Raw genomic sequence first — 14,146 nt, 5'->3', positions numbered from 1 at the left:
GCGACCCCGAAATTGGGGTCGCCGCGGCCGGCTTGTCGTGCGGGCGTGGCAACGAGCTGTTTGACTCGGATTGACAGTTCGACGTGCCCGTTCGACGCCGGTGGAGGTCAGACCATGAGTGAACCGGACTCCACGGCGGAGGCGTCGACCTCCGCCCGACCGACGGCCGGGGACGCGGCCCTGCCCGCGTCCGGTGGCGGGACCATCGGTTCCGACCGCCCGGCCGGTAGCACCCGGTCCGACGCTGCCGGTGCGGGCGGCGCGGCCGGCCGTTCACCGTCCGGTGCGGGCGGCACACCGTCCGGTACCGCCGACGCGGACGACTTCGGCAGCAGCGTGGCGGCGCTGACCGCCGACGACATCGCGCCGGCCCAGCGGCGTCGCCTGTTCGGCCGGGTCGTCGCCGCGTCCCGCGCCCGGGGGCTCGGTGACCTGTTCAAGCCGAAAGCCGCGATCCGCTGGATGACCGACGCGGTGAGCGACATCGCCCCGCACATCCCGATCCGGGACCGGGCCACCCTGCACCGCCACTTCCCCGGCCTCGACGACGAGGCGCTCGCCGAGCGGCTCGTCCGTAACGCCGCCCGGGCCACCGCCGGGGTCGGTGCGGCCGGTGGGGGAGTGGCCACCGTCGAGTGGGCGGTCACCCCGACCCTGCTCTCCGCGCCGGTGCTGCTCGCGGCGGAGACCGTTGCCGTGGTCGCCATCGAGTTGAAGCTGATCGGGGAACTGCACGAGGTGTACCGGGTGGCGCTGCCCACCGGCGCCACCGCGCGGACCGTCGCGCTGATCCACTCCTGGGCGAGCCAGCGCGGGATCAACCCGATGATGCCGGGCGTCGGCGTCGGCGCGGTGCTCGGTACCGCCGCCCGCCGGGAACTGCGGGACAGCCTGCTCAAGCGGTTCGGGCGCAACCTGACCACCCTCGGACCGTTCCTCACCGGTGCCGCCGTGGCCAGCTACCTCAACCGCCGGGCCACCCGTGGGCTGGGCGACCAGCTCCGGGAGGACCTGCGGAAGAAGCCACGGGCCGCGATCGAGGCGCCGCCCCGGATCGGCCCCTGAACCGGGTCACTGCCGGGCGCGGGCGGTGCTGACCCGGGTCACTGCCGGATGCGGGCGGTCCTGAGGCGGGTCACTGCCGGGCGGCCCGGGCGGCCAGCACCGCCTCGGCGAGGCGTACCGGGTTGCGGCTGCTCACCACCCAGAACGGGGTCGGGTCGGCCGGATCGTCGAGGAGTACCTGCACCGCGCCGGGCAGCCAGGGACGTTGCACGACGAAGGCGAGCGGGTCGGCCCCCGGGCCGAGCACCTCGCGCCGGCCGGCGGCGTCCAGCGGGATCACGTCGGCGACGTACCGCAGCGGCAGGTGGGCGTCGTCCACCCAGAGTTCGCCGTCGCGTACCGCCACCTCGATCCGGCCCAGCCACCACAGGGCGGCCACCGCGACCGGCAGCACCACCGCGAAGGGTAGCCAGGCCCGGATCCCGTCGGCGCCCATCCAGATCTCCGCCGCCAGGATCCCGGCGGCGGCGAGGCCGGCCAGCCACAGCCACCAGGGCAGGCTGAGCCGTTCGCGGTGGTCAGGGGCCGTCGGGACGGTTGCCGAGGATCGCGACGAGGTCACAGAACGAGGGTACGGCGCACGGCGGGCGGGTCACCGGGCAGGATGGCAGGGACATCCGCACCCCCCGACGGAAGCAGGGAGAACCGTGACCGAAGCCGTACCCGTGTCCGTGCGCCGACTCGTACCCGATCTGCCGCCACCCGCGTACGCCCATCCCGGGGACGCCGGCGCCGATCTCGTCGCGGCCTGCGACGTGGAACTGCCTCCGGGCGGCCGTGCGCTGGTCCCCACCGGCGTGGCGATCGCCCTGCCGCCGGGCCACGTCGGCCTGGTCCATCCCCGGTCGGGACTGGCGGCGAGGTTGGGTGTGACGGTGCTCAACGCGCCCGGTACGGTCGACGCCGGCTACCGGGGCGAGATTCTGATCAACCTGATCAACCATGATCCGGTCAGCCCGGCGAAGATCTCCCGTGGCGACCGGATCGCTCAGCTCGTTGTGCAGCGGGTGGAGCGGGCCGAGTTCCGTTTCGTCGACGAACTGCCCGACTCCCCCCGGGGGACCGGCGGGCACGGATCGACCGGCGGCCATGCCAGCCTGGTACCGGCACGGGCCGGCGAGCCGGCGCCAGAGGTGACAGAGTGAGTGCGAGCATCGGAAGGCGGGCACAGTGATCTTCTCCCGGAAGAAGGGCGACTCCCGGCGGCAGGCCGGTGACGGGCGGGCGGACGGGTCGACGACCCGTGACCGGTCCGACGCCGAGCAGACCCCGCGGAAGGGTCCGTACGACGCTGCGGAGGCGCCGTCCGGGGTGCAGCTGCTCGATCTGGGCAGCCTGCGGATCCCCGCGGTCCCGGACGTCGAGGTGCGGGTGCAGGCCGACCCGGAGGGCGTGATCCAACAGGTCGTGCTGGTGTACGGGGACAGCGCCCTGCAGTTGGGCGTCTTCGCCGCGCCGCGTACCGACGGGATCTGGGACGAGGTACGCGAGGAGATCCGGCAGTCGCTGTTCAACGACGGGGCCGCCGCCCAGGAAACCGACGGTGAGTACGGCGTCGAGCTGCGGGCCCGGGTACGGACCCCGGACGGCCTGACCGACCTGCGGTTCGTCGGCGTGGACGGGCCGCGCTGGATGGTCCGGGGCGTCTACCAGGGTGCGGCCGCCACCGACCCGGCCGCTGCCGGGCCACTGGCCGAGTGTCTGCACGGGCTGGTGGTCGACCGGGGGCAGGAGGCGAAGCCGGTGCGGGAGCCGCTGCCACTGCGCCTGCCGCGCGAGGTCGCCGATCAGGCCGCCCAGCAGAACGGCGGCGAGCCGGCCGAGGAGCCGTCCGAGGTCTGAGCGTCCGCGTCCGTGTGGTCGCGGCGGAGCCCACCCCGGTGGTGCCGCCGCGACCACCGACGGGACGGCCGGTCGTGACCGGTGCCCACGTCGGCGTACGCTGGTCGGTACGGCCCACGTGGGGCCGGAGTCGGGCCGGTGCCCGGCGGACGCCGCCCAGGAAGGGTGACGCGGAGGCCATGTCGACCGACGAGGCTCGGGTGTCGCTGCGCCGTATCCTGCGCCGGCTGACCGCGACCGAGGCCGAGATCGAGGCGCAGGAGCTGCGCCGGGAGAGCGCCGAGGCCGGCGGGATGCCCGCCCGGCAGTGCCAGCGCGGGCAACTGGTGTCGGTCTCCGGCCGGCTGCGTACCGTCGTGTACACCCCCAGGACCAACCTGCCGACGTTGGAGGCCGATCTTTACGACGGCAGCGACGTGGTGACCCTGGTCTGGCTCGGTCGCCGGCACATCGCCGGTATCGAACCGGGTCGGCAACTCATCGCGCGTGGTCGCGTTGCGGTACGCGATGACCGTAAAGTCATCTACAACCCGTACTACGAGCTTGAGCCGCCCCGGTGACCGGACCGGGCGGGTCTCCGCCCCGAACGGAAGACACGCAGATGACGACTGGACAGCATCGGACGGCGCAGCCGGAGAGTGATCCGGCGGGCGAGGAAGGGCTGCCCAGCCTGGCCGAACAGATGGCCGACCAGCTCGGTGGCTGGCGTGGACTGGTCGAGTCCAGCATTCCCGTGGTCATCTTCGTGGTGGCCAACATCCTCACCGACCTGCGCCCAGCGGTGATCGCCTCGGTCTCCGTCGCGGTGGCCATCGCGGTGGTCCGGCTGGCCCAGCGCCGGCCGGTACGGCACGCGGTCAACGGGCTGTTCGGCATCGGCATCGGCGCCGCGATCGCCTGGCGCACCGGCGACGAGAAGGACTTCTACCTTCCCGGCATCCTCTACGGCATCGTCTACGGCCTGGCTCTGCTCGCGTCGGCGGCGATCCGGCAGCCACTGGTCGGCTGGATCTGGTCGGTGATCGTGGCCGGTGGCCGCTCCGAGTGGCGGCAGGAGCCCCGGCTGGTCCGCACCTTCACCTGGCTGACCGTGCTCTGGGGCGTGGTCTGGCTGGCCAAGGTGGGCGTGCAGGCGGCGCTGTACCTCGCCGACAAGGACACCGCGCTGGGTGTGGCCCGACTGGTGCTGGGCTACCCGCCGTACGCGCTGCTGCTGGCGATCACCGTCTGGACGGTACGCCGGGTGACCCGCTCGATGGCGGCCCTGCCCGGCTGAGCACGGGGCGGACGCCGCCGGGCCGGTCAGCCCGCGTTGCGGGTCCGCTCGACGCTGTCCGGGCCGAGGACCACCGCCCGGACAGAATCCTCCACCTCGGCGACACAGACGAAGATCAGCTCATCGCCCGCCTCCAGCGGGTCGTCCGGGGTGGGCACCAGGACCCGCTTGCCGCGCAGGATGGCCACCAGGGCGGAATCCCGGGGCAGCGGCACCGAACGGACCGGATGGCCGACGTAGGGCGCGGTCGGCGGCAGGGTGATCTCGACCAGGTTCGCCTCGCCCTGCCGGAAGGTCATCAACCGGACCAGGTCGCCGACGGTGACCGCCTCCTCGACCAGGGCGGCCATCACGCGCGGCTTGCTCACCGACACGTCCACGCCCCACTGTTCGGTGAAGAGCCACTCGTTCTCCGCCCGGTTCACCCGGGCCACCACCCGGGGGACCGCGAACTCCGTCTTGGCCAGCAACGACACCACCAGGTTGACCTTGTCGTCCCCGGTGGCGGCGACCACCACGTCACAGCCGGCGAGGTTGGCCTCCTCCAGGCTGGCCAGTTCGCACGCGTCGGCGAGTACCCAGTCGGCGGCCGGTACCCGGTCCGGCCGGAGCATCTTGGGCTGCCGCTCGATGAGCATCACCTGATGGCCGTTGTCGATCAGCTCCTGGGCGATCGACCGGCCGACGTTGCCGGCCCCGGCGATGGCGATCCGCACGGTCAGTGCCCCCTCTCCGGCGGCGCTCCCGCCACCGACGTGACCATTCTCGCCACGTCGTCCGTGACCAGCATGAACAGCTGGTCCCCTTCCTGGATGACGGTGGAGACGGTGGGCAGCGTGCCGATACCGAACCGCAGCAGGTACGCCGAGCGCGCGCCGGTCGACTCCTCCAGCAGCCGCAGCGGCCGGCCGATCCAGTCCTTGTGCACCGGCACCTCGATGATCGACACGGTGCTGGTGGGATCCCGGAAGATCTCCACGTTCCCCTCGGGTACCAGATGCCGGACCATCCGGTCGGCGGTCCACCGCACGGTGGCCACGGTCGGGATACCGAGCCGTTCGTAGACCTGGGCCCGTCGCTGGTCGTAGATCCGGGCCGCGACCCGGGAGACACCGAACGTCTCGCGGGCCAGCCGGGCCGAGATGATGTTGGAGTTGTCACCGCTGGAGACGGCGGCGAACGCGTCGGCCCGCTCGATACCGGCCTGGCGCAGCACATCCCGGTCGAAGCCGGCACCGGTGACCGTGATCCCCGCGAAGTCGGGGCCGAGCCGGCGGAACGCGTCGGCGTCCTGGTCGATCACGGCGACCGAGTGGCCGCGCGCCTCCAGGCTGTGCGCGAGGGTCGAACCCACCCGTCCGCACCCCATGATCACGACGTGCACGGTCCCTCCCGCAATCGCGCGTGGCGCCGGCCGGTGCCTGCGACGCCCAGCGTGCCATGGTGGCCCACCGGTGCTCAGCGTGCCACGGCGGGCCGAGTCGGCGCCGCCCGACGGTACTCCGCCGTCAATGTGGCCTCGATCAGCCACCCCCCGGTGCCCAGCCCGCACTGGTCGTACCCTTAGCGGTTGTGGCCAGACCCACCTCGTTGCTGAAACGCCTGCTCGTCGGCCGACCCTTCCGGTCCGACCGGCTTCAGCACACCCTGCTGCCGAAGCGCATCGCGCTGCCCGTCTTCGCCTCCGACGCGTTGTCCAGCGTGGCGTACGCGCCGGACGAGATCCTGCTGACCCTGTCGATCGCGGGAGCGTCGGCGTACCTCTTCTCCCCGTGGATCGGCCTCGCGGTCGTGGTGGTCATGCTCACCGTGGTCGCCAGCTACCGGCAGAACGTGCACGCCTACCCTTCCGGCGGTGGTGACTACGAGGTGGCCACGGTCAACCTCGGCCCCCGGTTCGGGGTGGGGGTGGCCAGCGCACTGCTGGTCGACTATGTGCTCACCGTGGCGGTGTCGGTCTCCTCCGGGGTGGCCAACCTCGGCTCGGTCATCCCCTTCGTGGCCGCCCACAAGGTGCTCATCGCGGTCACCGCCGTGGTAGTGCTGACCGCGATGAACCTGCGCGGCCTGCGCGAGTCCGGTACCGCCTTCGCGATCCCCACCTACGGCTTCATCATCGTCATGGTCGGGATGATCCTCACCGGCCTGATCCGGGTCTTCGTCCTCGGCCACGACCTGCGCGCCCCCAGCGCCGACCTGGTGATCCAGGCCGAGCACAGCGTCACCGGGTTCGCCCTGGTCTTCCTGCTGCTGCGCACCTTCTCCTCCGGCTGCGCGGCGCTCACCGGCGTGGAGGCGATCTCCAACGGGGTACCGGCGTTCAAGACACCGAAGAGCCGCAACGCGGCCACCACCCTGCTGCTGCTCGGCGTCACCGCGATCACCATGCTGGTCGGCATCATCTGGCTGGCCCGCCTGACCGGTCTCCAGTTCGTCGAGGACCCGGGTCTCCAGATCGTCTCCGGCCCCGACGGGTACGTGCAGAAGACCGTCACCACCCAGCTCGGCGAGACCATCTTCGGGTCCGGGTCGATGCTGCTCTACGTGGTCGCCGGGATGACCGCCCTGATCCTCTTCCTGGCCGCCAACACCGCGTTCAACGGCTTCCCGGTGCTCGGCTCGATCCTCGCCCAGGACCGGTTCCTGCCCCGGCAGCTGCACACCCGGGGCGACCGGCTCGCGTTCTCCAACGGGATCGTGTTCCTCGCCGTTTTCGCGATCGTGCTGATCATCGGGTTCCAGGCCGAGGTGACCAAGCTGATCCAGCTCTACATCGTCGGGGTGTTCGTCTCGTTCACCCTGTCCCAGGCCGGGATGATCCGGCACTGGAACCGGCTGCTGCGCACCGAGCGGGACCCGGAGGCCCGGCGGCGGATGATCCGGTCCCGGGCCATCAACAGCTTCGGCATGGGGATGACCGGGCTGGTGCTGGTCATCGTGCTGGTGACGAAGTTCCTGCTCGGCGCGTGGATCGCGATCGCGGCGATGGCGGTGATCTACGCGCTGATGCTGGCCATCCGGCGGCACTACGACCGGGTCGCCACCGAGCTGACCCCGGCCGACGACGGCCGTCCGGTGCTGCCGGCCCGCAACCACGCGATCGTGCTGGTCAGCAAGGTCCACCAGCCGACCTTGCGGGCGGTCGCCTACGCCCAGGCGACCCGGCCGGACACGCTGACCGCGGTCACCGTCAACGTCGACGAGAAGGACACCCGGAACCTCCAGGCCGAGTGGGAACGACGCGACGTACCGGTCCCGTTGACCGTGATCGACTCGCCGTACCGCGAGATCACCCGTCCCATCCTGGACTTCGTCGCCTCGGCCCGCCGGGAGTCGCCCCGCGACGTGGTCACCGTCTTCATCCCCGAGTACGTCGTGGGCCGCTGGTGGGAGAACCTGTTGCACAACCAGAGCGCGTTGCGCCTCAAGGGGCGCCTGCTCTTCGAACCGGGAGTGATGGTGACCAGCGTGCCGTGGCAGCTCGCCTCGACCAAGGGCAAGGATCTCGCCCGGTACGACGCCACACTCAGCCGGGGACCGGCGCGTGGTCCCCGGGTCGCCCCGCGCAGCACCCTGCCGCCGGCCGTACCGGTGGCGCCGGAATCCGCTGTCCCCACCCCGGCCGACCGGCCGTCGGGCGGCCCGGCCGGGCCGGCGTCGTCGGGTGGTCCGGGTGGCCGGTCCGGTCCGGCCGCGTCGGGTGGTCCGGCCGACCGGCCGTCGGGCGGTGACCGGTGAGCCCCGGGGAAGCGGAGCGGGTGGAGCTGACCGTCGGTGCGGTGGCGCCCGGCGGGCACTGTGTCGCCCGGTTGGACGGTCAGGTGGTCTTCGTCCGGCACGCCCTGCCGGGGGAGCGGGTGGTCGCCGAGATCACCGAGGTGCACCGCGGCTTCCTGCGGGCCGACGCGGTCACCGTCCTCGACCCCGCCGCCGAGCGGGTCGAGCCGCCCTGCCCGTACGCCCGACCGGGCCGGTGCGGTGGATGTGACCTGCAACACGTCGCGCCGGCCGCCCAGCTGGACTGGAAGACGTCGGTGGTGGTGGAGCAGTTGACCCGGTTGGCCGGCTTCACCCCGGCCGAACTGGACCGGCTCGACGTGCGGGTCGAGGCGCTCCCCGGCGGCCCGCTGGGCTGGCGCTCCCGGGTGCGGTACGCGGTGGACGCGGCCGACCGGGCCGGGCTGCTCAAGCACCGCTCGCACGAGGTGGTGCCGGTGGACCGCTGCCTGATTGCCCACCCGGCGATCCGGGACCTGCCGGTCCTCGCCGACAGCGGAGCCCGCTGGTCGGACGCCGAGGTGGTCGCCACGGTCGCCTCGACCGGCGGGGACGTCACCGTGGCCACGGTCGCCGACGGGACCACCACCCCGGTCAGCGGTCCGCCGGTGGTCCGCGAGGTGGCCGCCGGACGCGAGTGGCGACTGCCCACCGACGCGTTCTGGCAGGTCCACCCGGCAGCGGCGGACACCCTGGTGGCGGCCGTACTGGCGCAGCTCGCCCCGCAGCCCGGTGAGTCGGCCTGGGACCTGTACGGCGGGGCGGGACTGTTCGCCGCCGCGCTCGCCGAGCGGGTCGGCCGGTCCGGTCGGGTCACCCTGGTCGAGGCGGCGGCCCAGGGCGTGGCCGCCGCCCGGGACAACCTGACCGACCTGCCGCAGATCGAGATCGTGGCCGCCCGGGTGGAGACCGCGCTGGCCCGGCGGCGGATCACCGGACCGGTCGACCTGGTGGTGCTCGACCCGCCCCGGACCGGCGCGGGTACCCCGGTGGTCCGGTCGGTGGTGGCCGCCGGACCGCGTGCCGTCGCGTACGTCGCCTGCGACCCGGCCGCCTTCGCCCGGGACGTACGCACCTTCACCGGTGCGGGTTGGCGCCTGGCCGAGCTGCGCGGCTTCGACCTGTTCCCGATGACCCAGCACGTGGAGCTGGTCGGTCTGCTGGTCCCCGATGCCAGGCGTTAAGCGGGGGCCCTTCCTCTACCAGTCGCGTTAAGAAGGGGCCCTTCCTTACATGCGGGTTGTGGGATTGATGTCGGGGACGTCGTACGACGCGGTGGACGTGGTGGCGGCGGAGTTCACCGCCGAGGGGGAGACCCTCTGGCTACGGACGCTGGGGTCGGCGAGCCTGGAGTACGACGCGGAGCTGCGGGCGGAGATCGCAGGGCTGCTGCCGCCCGGGACGACCACGATCGGGGCGGTGTGCCGGCTGGACAACCGGTTGGGACAGCTCTTCGCCGAGGCGGCGGCGGTCGGCGTGGAGCTGGCCGGCGGCCGGGCCGACCTGGTCGTCTCGCCGGGGCAGACGGTCTTCCACTGGGTCGAGGAGGGCCGGGCCCGGGGCACCCTCCAGCTCGGCGCCCCGTCCTGGGTGGCCGCCCGGGTGGGCGTACCGGTCCTGTCCGACCTGCGCTCGGCGGACATCGCGGCGGGCGGGCAGGGTGCCCCGCTGGTCCCGGCGTTCGACGCGCTGCTGCTGGCCCGCCCCGCCGGACCACCCCGGGCGGCGCTGAACCTCGGCGGCATCGCCAACCTCACCGTGGTCGCGCCGGACGCGCCGGTCGTCGGGTACGACATCGGCCCGGCGAACGCGCTGATCGACGCCGCTGCCGAGCGGTTCCACGGCCAGCCCTGCGACGTCGACGGGCGGCACGCCGCCGCCGGCCGGGTGCACGGCCCGCTGCTGGAGCGGCTGCTCGCCGAGCCGTACTACGCCGCGCCGCCGCCCAAGTCCACCGGCAAGGAGTTGTTCCACGCCGGCTACCTGGCGGACGTGCTGGCTGGTCTGGGGGAGTGGATCCCCGCCGACGACGTGCTCGCCACCCTCACCGAACTGACCGCCCGGACCGTCACCGACGCCTGTGCCCGGCACGGGGTGGACGAGGTGGTGGCCGGTGGCGGCGGCCTGCGCAACCCGGTACTGCGGGCCCGGCTGGTCGAGCTGGCGGCCGGCCGGTGGCGGCTGCGCGGCACCGACGAGCTGGGGGTACCCGCCCAGGCCAAGGAGGCGTACGCGTTTGCCCTGCTCGGCTGGTTGTCCTGGCACGGTCTGCCCGGTGCGCTGCCCTCGGTGACCGGCGCGCGGTACGGCGCGGTGCTCGGCTCGTGGACCCCGTCCGGTCCGCCGCCGGTACACCCGGCGCCGGTGGCGCCCCGGCTACTGCGGGTCGCCGACTGACGGCTGGCTGCTACGGATCGCCGACGGACCGCCCCGGCGCCTCCCGGCGGCGGTCGCGCAGCCGGATCCAGGCCACGACGAGCGCCAGGAGCGGGAGCAGGGGGAGGGCCAGCAGGGCGACCAGGACCAGCGCCAGGAGCTGGCCGGTGGCGTACCGGCCGGTGCCCGGCCCGGGAGCGACGGGGGTGGTCATCGCACGCCGCCAATCGAACGAGGATGAGCGACCAAGGGTAGCCGGGGGCCGCCACCGACGCCGTCCGGACGGCTGAGGGTGATCTCGGCCCAGGCTGCGGTTGTGGCCGGGGCCGATAGACTCTGCGGTCATGAGTGTTGACGACGGTTCGGCCAACCAGGGTCGGTTACTGGCCAAGGTACGCGGTCCACAGGACGTCAAGCGGATGTCCGTCGAGGAGTTGACCGTACTCGCGGCCGAGATCCGCGACTTCCTGGTCGCGAAGGTCTCCCGGACCGGTGGCCACCTCGGCCCCAACCTCGGCGTGGTCGAGCTCACCCTCGCCATGCACCGGGTCTTCGACTCCCCGCGGGACAAGTTCCTCTTCGACACCGGCCACCAGGCGTACGTCCACAAGATCGTTACCGGCCGGCAGGCCGGGTTCGACCAGCTCCGCCAGCGGGGCGGCCTCTCCGGGTACCCGTCGCAGGCGGAGAGCGAGCACGACCTGATCGAGAACTCGCACGCCTCCACCGCCCTCTCCTACGCCGACGGCATGGCCAAGGCGTACGCCCTGCGGGGCGAGCCGCGCAGCGTGGTGGCGGTGGTCGGTGACGGCGCCCTGACCGGCGGCATGTGCTGGGAGGCGCTGAACAACATCGCCACCGCCGGCAACCCCCTCGTGATCGTGGTCAACGACAACGGCCGGTCGTACGCCCCGACCATCGGCGGTCTCGCCGACCACCTCTCCTCGCTGCGGCTCAACCCGGGCTACGAGAAGGTCCTCGACGTGGTCAAGGACGCCCTCGGCTCCACCCCGCTGGTCGGCCGCCCGATGTACGAGGTGCTGCACGCGGTCAAGAAGGGCATCAAGGACGTGGTCGCCCCGCAGGCCATGTTCGAGGACCTCGGCATCAAGTACGTCGGTCCGGTGGACGGCCACGACGTCGACGCGGTCGAGACGGCACTGCGGGCGGCGAAGAACTTCGGCGGTCCGGTGATCGTGCACGCCGTCACCCGCAAGGGTTACGGCTACCGCCCGGCCGAGGAGGACGAGGCGGACTGCCTGCACGGTCCGGGCAGCGCGTTCGACGCCGAGACCGGCAAGCTGCTGGCCCCGCCGTCGGTGAAGTGGACGCACGTTTTCGCCGACGAGCTGGTCGCGATCGCCGACGAACGGCCGGACGTGGTGGGGATCACCGCCGCGATGGCCGAGCCGACCGGCATCGCCAAGCTGGCCCGCAAGTATCCGGAGCGGGTGTACGACGTCGGCATCGCCGAGCAGCACGCGGCCACCTCGGCGGCCGGGCTGGCGCTCGGCGGCCTGCACCCGGTGGTGGCGGTCTACGCGACCTTCCTCAACCGGGCCTTCGACCAGGTCCTGCTGGACGTGGCGATGCACAAGCTGCCGGTCACCTTCGTGCTGGACCGGGCCGGGATCACCGGCCCGGACGGGCCGAGCCACTACGGCATCTGGGACATGTCGGTCTTCGGCGTGGTGCCCGGCCTGCGGCTGGCCGCCCCCCGGGACGCCGCCACCCTCCGCGAGGAGCTGCGGGAGGCGATCGCCGTCGACGACGGCCCCACCATCCTGCGCTTCCCGACCGGTTCGGTCGCCGCCGATTTGCCTGCGGTCCGCCGGGTCGGCACCGTCGACGTGCTCGCCGAGTCGGCGCGCCACGACGTGCTGCTGGTCGCGGTCGGCTCCTTCGCCGGTCTCGGCGTGGAGGTCGCCACCCGGGTCGCCGAGCAGGGGTACGGCGTCACCGTGGTCGATCCGCGCTGGGTCCGCCCGGTCGCGGCCGAACTGGTCGAGTTGGCTGCCGCGCACCGGCTCGTGGTCACCGTCGAGGACGGGGTCCGGGTGGGCGGGGTCGGCTCGGCGCTCGCCCAGGCGATGCGGGACGCCGACATCCGGGTCCCGCTGCGGGACCTCGGGGTGCCGGCCGACTGGCACCCGCACGGCACCCGCGCGCAGATCCTCGGCGACCTCGGGCTGACCGCGCAGGACGTGGCCCGGGACGTCACCGGCTGGATCTCCCAGCTCGACGCCGAACCGATCGAGCCGGTACGGCTGCCGGCCGGCGGGCTCGGGATGCCGCAGCGCACCTCGCAGAACTGACGATCCGGTCGGTGGGGACCTGACGGACAGGTCCCCACCGACCGGAGCCCTCAGCGGCCGTCCACCGAGCGCTGGTGGGTGCGATCCGGCTCGGCCAGGCTGAACGTCGTGTCGTCCGCCGGCGCCGGCACCACCACCAGCCCCGGCCGGTCGACCAGTCGGGGCAGGTCCGGCGGCACCGCGAGGGCGCTGTCCGGGCCGGGACGCCAGGTCAGTACGACGACCGGCCGACCCGGCACGGGCACCTCGTACACCTGGAGCTGGTTGGCCCGGTCGGCCGGGGAGACCACCACCGGTGTGCCGGTGGCGGCGCGGTACACCACCGCTGTCATCGTGCCGGTCGCGCTGCGCCAGCTCAGCTCGTGCAGCTCGCCCACCGTCCCGACGCCGGCCGGCAGCTCAGCGAGCGGGCGCAGGGTGACCGAGTCCATCGGCCAGGAATCGGGCGCCGCCTCCGGGACCTCCCGTTCACCGTCCCGCCGGACGATGCTGCCGAACGGCCCCTCCTCGGCACCGAGTGCGCAGGTGTCCAGCCCGGCCAGCGCCTCCCGGCCGGCCCCGGAGGCGTCGTCGACCAGCGGATAGCGCGGTGCCGGGACGCCGGTGCCCAGGTCGAGCAGGTGATGGGCGGGCCGGCCCTGGGGCAGCGACTCGGTGGCCCGCAGGCTCGCGGTGACCGGTACCGCGGCGCAGGCCGGTACGGTCACCGGGCCGGTGAGGCCGTCCGTGCCGGTCAGGGCGGCCCCGTCCGGGCCGGTCAGCCGATCCACCCGGGCGGAGGTCAGGTAGCGCCGGCCGTCAGCCAGTTGCACCGGCAGCACGTCCGCGTAGACCAGGTAACCGGGGTCGGTGTACTCGGCGGCCCGGCTGACCGTGTACCGGCCGTCGGACCCGGTGAGCTGCAACAGCCAGGATGCGCTCCCGCCGGGCACGTCGGCGGCGACCAGCGCGAGCGGGCTCCCGTCCACCAGCCCGGCCCAGAGGATGCCGGAGGAGGGCAGGTGCACCTGGTCGTCGCCGGGGGACCGCCAGTCGCGTACCGCATCGGTGATCGCGGCGGTGACGGCCGGGTCGCCGGCCAGCCCACCCCGGGCCGGCCAGACCCGCAACGACCCGTCGAGGGTGTCGTAGCCGGCCGGCAGGGTCGCCGGCCGCTCGGGGACCGGCCCGCACGCGGCCACCAGCAGGGTCAGGGTCAGCACCGCACCGGCCCGGCGACCGGTGCCGCCCCGGCCGCCACCGCGACTCGTCCCTCGGCTGCCGTCACGACGACGGGCTGAACCCACGGGTGCGCCCCCGATCCTCGGTGCTCTGCGGAAGCCACATCGTACGAGACCAGAAGTGAGTGAAAGGCGGCACCTAGGCCGCCGGCCCGGCCCCGCCCGCGCCGGCCCGGCCCCGCCCGCGCCGGCCCGGCCCCGCCCGCGCCGGCGCTGTGCGCCCGGGTGACCGCCACAAAGGACAGACGCACGGATATAGGGGAGAAGTCGGATCG

The 14,146-nt window shown here is 73.3% G+C and carries 14 protein-coding genes; 9 read left to right on the top strand and 5 right to left on the bottom strand.

The window, feature by feature from the left end:
* Positions 1 to 114 precede the first annotated feature (114 nt).
* Positions 115 to 1,065, top strand: a complete 951-nt coding sequence (locus V6U90_RS17645) for a hypothetical protein (protein ID WP_334437382.1) — start codon at positions 115 to 117, stop codon at positions 1,063 to 1,065.
* A gap of 70 nt (positions 1,066 to 1,135) precedes the next feature.
* On the opposite strand, the gene V6U90_RS17640 is transcribed toward V6U90_RS17645, so the two are convergent.
* On the bottom strand, positions 1,136 to 1,627 hold the full coding sequence (locus tag V6U90_RS17640) for a DUF3093 domain-containing protein (protein ID WP_334437379.1): 492 nt from the start codon (positions 1,625 to 1,627) through the stop codon (positions 1,136 to 1,138).
* An 85-nt stretch (positions 1,628 to 1,712) separates the two neighbouring features.
* Here V6U90_RS17640 and dut point away from each other — a divergent pair, with 85 nt between their 5' ends.
* From dut to V6U90_RS17620, 4 genes are all read left to right on the top strand, one after another.
* Positions 1,713 to 2,210 (top strand): dUTP diphosphatase, encoded by a 498-nt coding sequence (gene dut, locus V6U90_RS17635; protein ID WP_334437376.1) that lies wholly within the window; start codon positions 1,713 to 1,715, stop codon positions 2,208 to 2,210.
* A 25-nt stretch (positions 2,211 to 2,235) separates the two neighbouring features.
* Positions 2,236 to 2,907 carry a DUF3710 domain-containing protein gene (locus V6U90_RS17630; protein ID WP_334437374.1) on the top strand — a complete coding sequence of 224 codons (672 nt, stop codon included), beginning with the start codon at positions 2,236 to 2,238 and terminating at the stop codon, positions 2,905 to 2,907.
* Positions 2,908 to 3,086: 179 nt separating this feature from the next.
* The gene (locus V6U90_RS17625) at positions 3,087 to 3,467 is read left to right on the top strand and encodes an OB-fold nucleic acid binding domain-containing protein (protein ID WP_334437370.1); all 381 of its coding nucleotides are present in this window, start codon (positions 3,087 to 3,089) and stop codon (positions 3,465 to 3,467) included.
* A 41-nt stretch (positions 3,468 to 3,508) separates the two neighbouring features.
* Complete coding sequence (locus V6U90_RS17620) at positions 3,509 to 4,183, top strand: DUF3159 domain-containing protein (protein ID WP_334437368.1); 675 nt, start codon at positions 3,509 to 3,511, stop codon at positions 4,181 to 4,183.
* Positions 4,184 to 4,209: 26 nt separating this feature from the next.
* On the opposite strand, the gene V6U90_RS17615 is transcribed toward V6U90_RS17620, so the two are convergent.
* Both V6U90_RS17615 and V6U90_RS17610 read right to left on the bottom strand, forming a co-directional pair.
* The gene (locus V6U90_RS17615; protein ID WP_334437637.1) at positions 4,210 to 4,905 is read right to left on the bottom strand and encodes a potassium channel family protein; all 696 of its coding nucleotides are present in this window, start codon (positions 4,903 to 4,905) and stop codon (positions 4,210 to 4,212) included.
* Positions 4,902 to 5,567 carry a potassium channel family protein gene (locus tag V6U90_RS17610; RefSeq protein WP_334437366.1) on the bottom strand — a complete coding sequence of 222 codons (666 nt, stop codon included), beginning with the start codon at positions 5,565 to 5,567 and terminating at the stop codon, positions 4,902 to 4,904. Before V6U90_RS17610 ends, V6U90_RS17615 begins: the two co-directional genes overlap by 4 nt.
* A gap of 188 nt (positions 5,568 to 5,755) precedes the next feature.
* Here V6U90_RS17610 and V6U90_RS17605 point away from each other — a divergent pair, with 188 nt between their 5' ends.
* From V6U90_RS17605 to V6U90_RS17595, 3 genes are read left to right on the top strand one after another with little or no spacing between them, the layout of a single operon-like run.
* Complete coding sequence (locus V6U90_RS17605; protein ID WP_334437363.1) at positions 5,756 to 7,921, top strand: APC family permease; 2,166 nt, start codon at positions 5,756 to 5,758, stop codon at positions 7,919 to 7,921.
* Positions 7,918 to 9,144, top strand: a complete 1,227-nt coding sequence (locus tag V6U90_RS17600; RefSeq protein ID WP_334437360.1) for a class I SAM-dependent RNA methyltransferase — start codon at positions 7,918 to 7,920, stop codon at positions 9,142 to 9,144. Before V6U90_RS17605 ends, V6U90_RS17600 begins: the two co-directional genes overlap by 4 nt.
* Before the next feature lie 49 nt (positions 9,145 to 9,193).
* The gene (locus tag V6U90_RS17595; protein WP_334437357.1) at positions 9,194 to 10,357 is read left to right on the top strand and encodes an anhydro-N-acetylmuramic acid kinase; all 1,164 of its coding nucleotides are present in this window, start codon (positions 9,194 to 9,196) and stop codon (positions 10,355 to 10,357) included.
* A 10-nt stretch (positions 10,358 to 10,367) separates the two neighbouring features.
* On the opposite strand, the gene V6U90_RS17590 is transcribed toward V6U90_RS17595, so the two are convergent.
* Positions 10,368 to 10,550: a hypothetical protein gene (locus V6U90_RS17590; RefSeq protein WP_334437353.1), complete on the bottom strand. Its 183-nt coding sequence runs from the start codon at positions 10,548 to 10,550 to the stop codon at positions 10,368 to 10,370.
* A 130-nt stretch (positions 10,551 to 10,680) separates the two neighbouring features.
* Here V6U90_RS17590 and dxs point away from each other — a divergent pair, with 130 nt between their 5' ends.
* A complete protein-coding gene (dxs, locus tag V6U90_RS17585) occupies positions 10,681 to 12,651 on the top strand; it encodes a 1-deoxy-D-xylulose-5-phosphate synthase (protein WP_334437350.1) in 1,971 nt (656 codons plus the stop codon).
* A 50-nt stretch (positions 12,652 to 12,701) separates the two neighbouring features.
* Here the strand turns inward: dxs and V6U90_RS17580 are convergent, their stop codons facing one another.
* Positions 12,702 to 13,853 carry a hypothetical protein gene (locus tag V6U90_RS17580; RefSeq protein ID WP_334437634.1) on the bottom strand — a complete coding sequence of 384 codons (1,152 nt, stop codon included), beginning with the start codon at positions 13,851 to 13,853 and terminating at the stop codon, positions 12,702 to 12,704.
* Positions 13,854 to 14,146: the final 293 nt, after the last annotated feature.

Origin of the sequence: Micromonospora sp. CPCC 206060 (assembly GCF_036906895.1) — a bacterium.
Lineage (GTDB): Bacteria > Actinomycetota > Actinomycetes > Mycobacteriales > Micromonosporaceae > Micromonospora.
The sequence above is the reverse complement of the archived record's forward strand: the minus strand, read 5'-3'. Positions and strand labels throughout refer to the sequence as shown.

What these genes read in the sequence shown, in the direction of transcription:
- V6U90_RS17645 (WP_334437382.1), top strand. Translation starts at nt 115, where the DNA reads ATGAGTGAACCGGACTCCACGGCGGAGGCGTCGACCTCCGCCCGACCG.
- V6U90_RS17625 (WP_334437370.1), top strand. Translation starts at nt 3,087, where the DNA reads ATGTCGACCGACGAGGCTCGGGTGTCGCTGCGCCGTATCCTGCGCCGG.
- V6U90_RS17620 (WP_334437368.1), top strand. Translation starts at nt 3,509, where the DNA reads ATGACGACTGGACAGCATCGGACGGCGCAGCCGGAGAGTGATCCGGCG.
- V6U90_RS17595 (WP_334437357.1), top strand. Translation starts at nt 9,194, where the DNA reads ATGCGGGTTGTGGGATTGATGTCGGGGACGTCGTACGACGCGGTGGAC.
- V6U90_RS17590 (WP_334437353.1), bottom strand. Translation starts at nt 10,550, where the DNA reads ATGACCACCCCCGTCGCTCCCGGGCCGGGCACCGGCCGGTACGCCACC.
- dxs (WP_334437350.1), top strand. Translation starts at nt 10,681, where the DNA reads ATGAGTGTTGACGACGGTTCGGCCAACCAGGGTCGGTTACTGGCCAAG.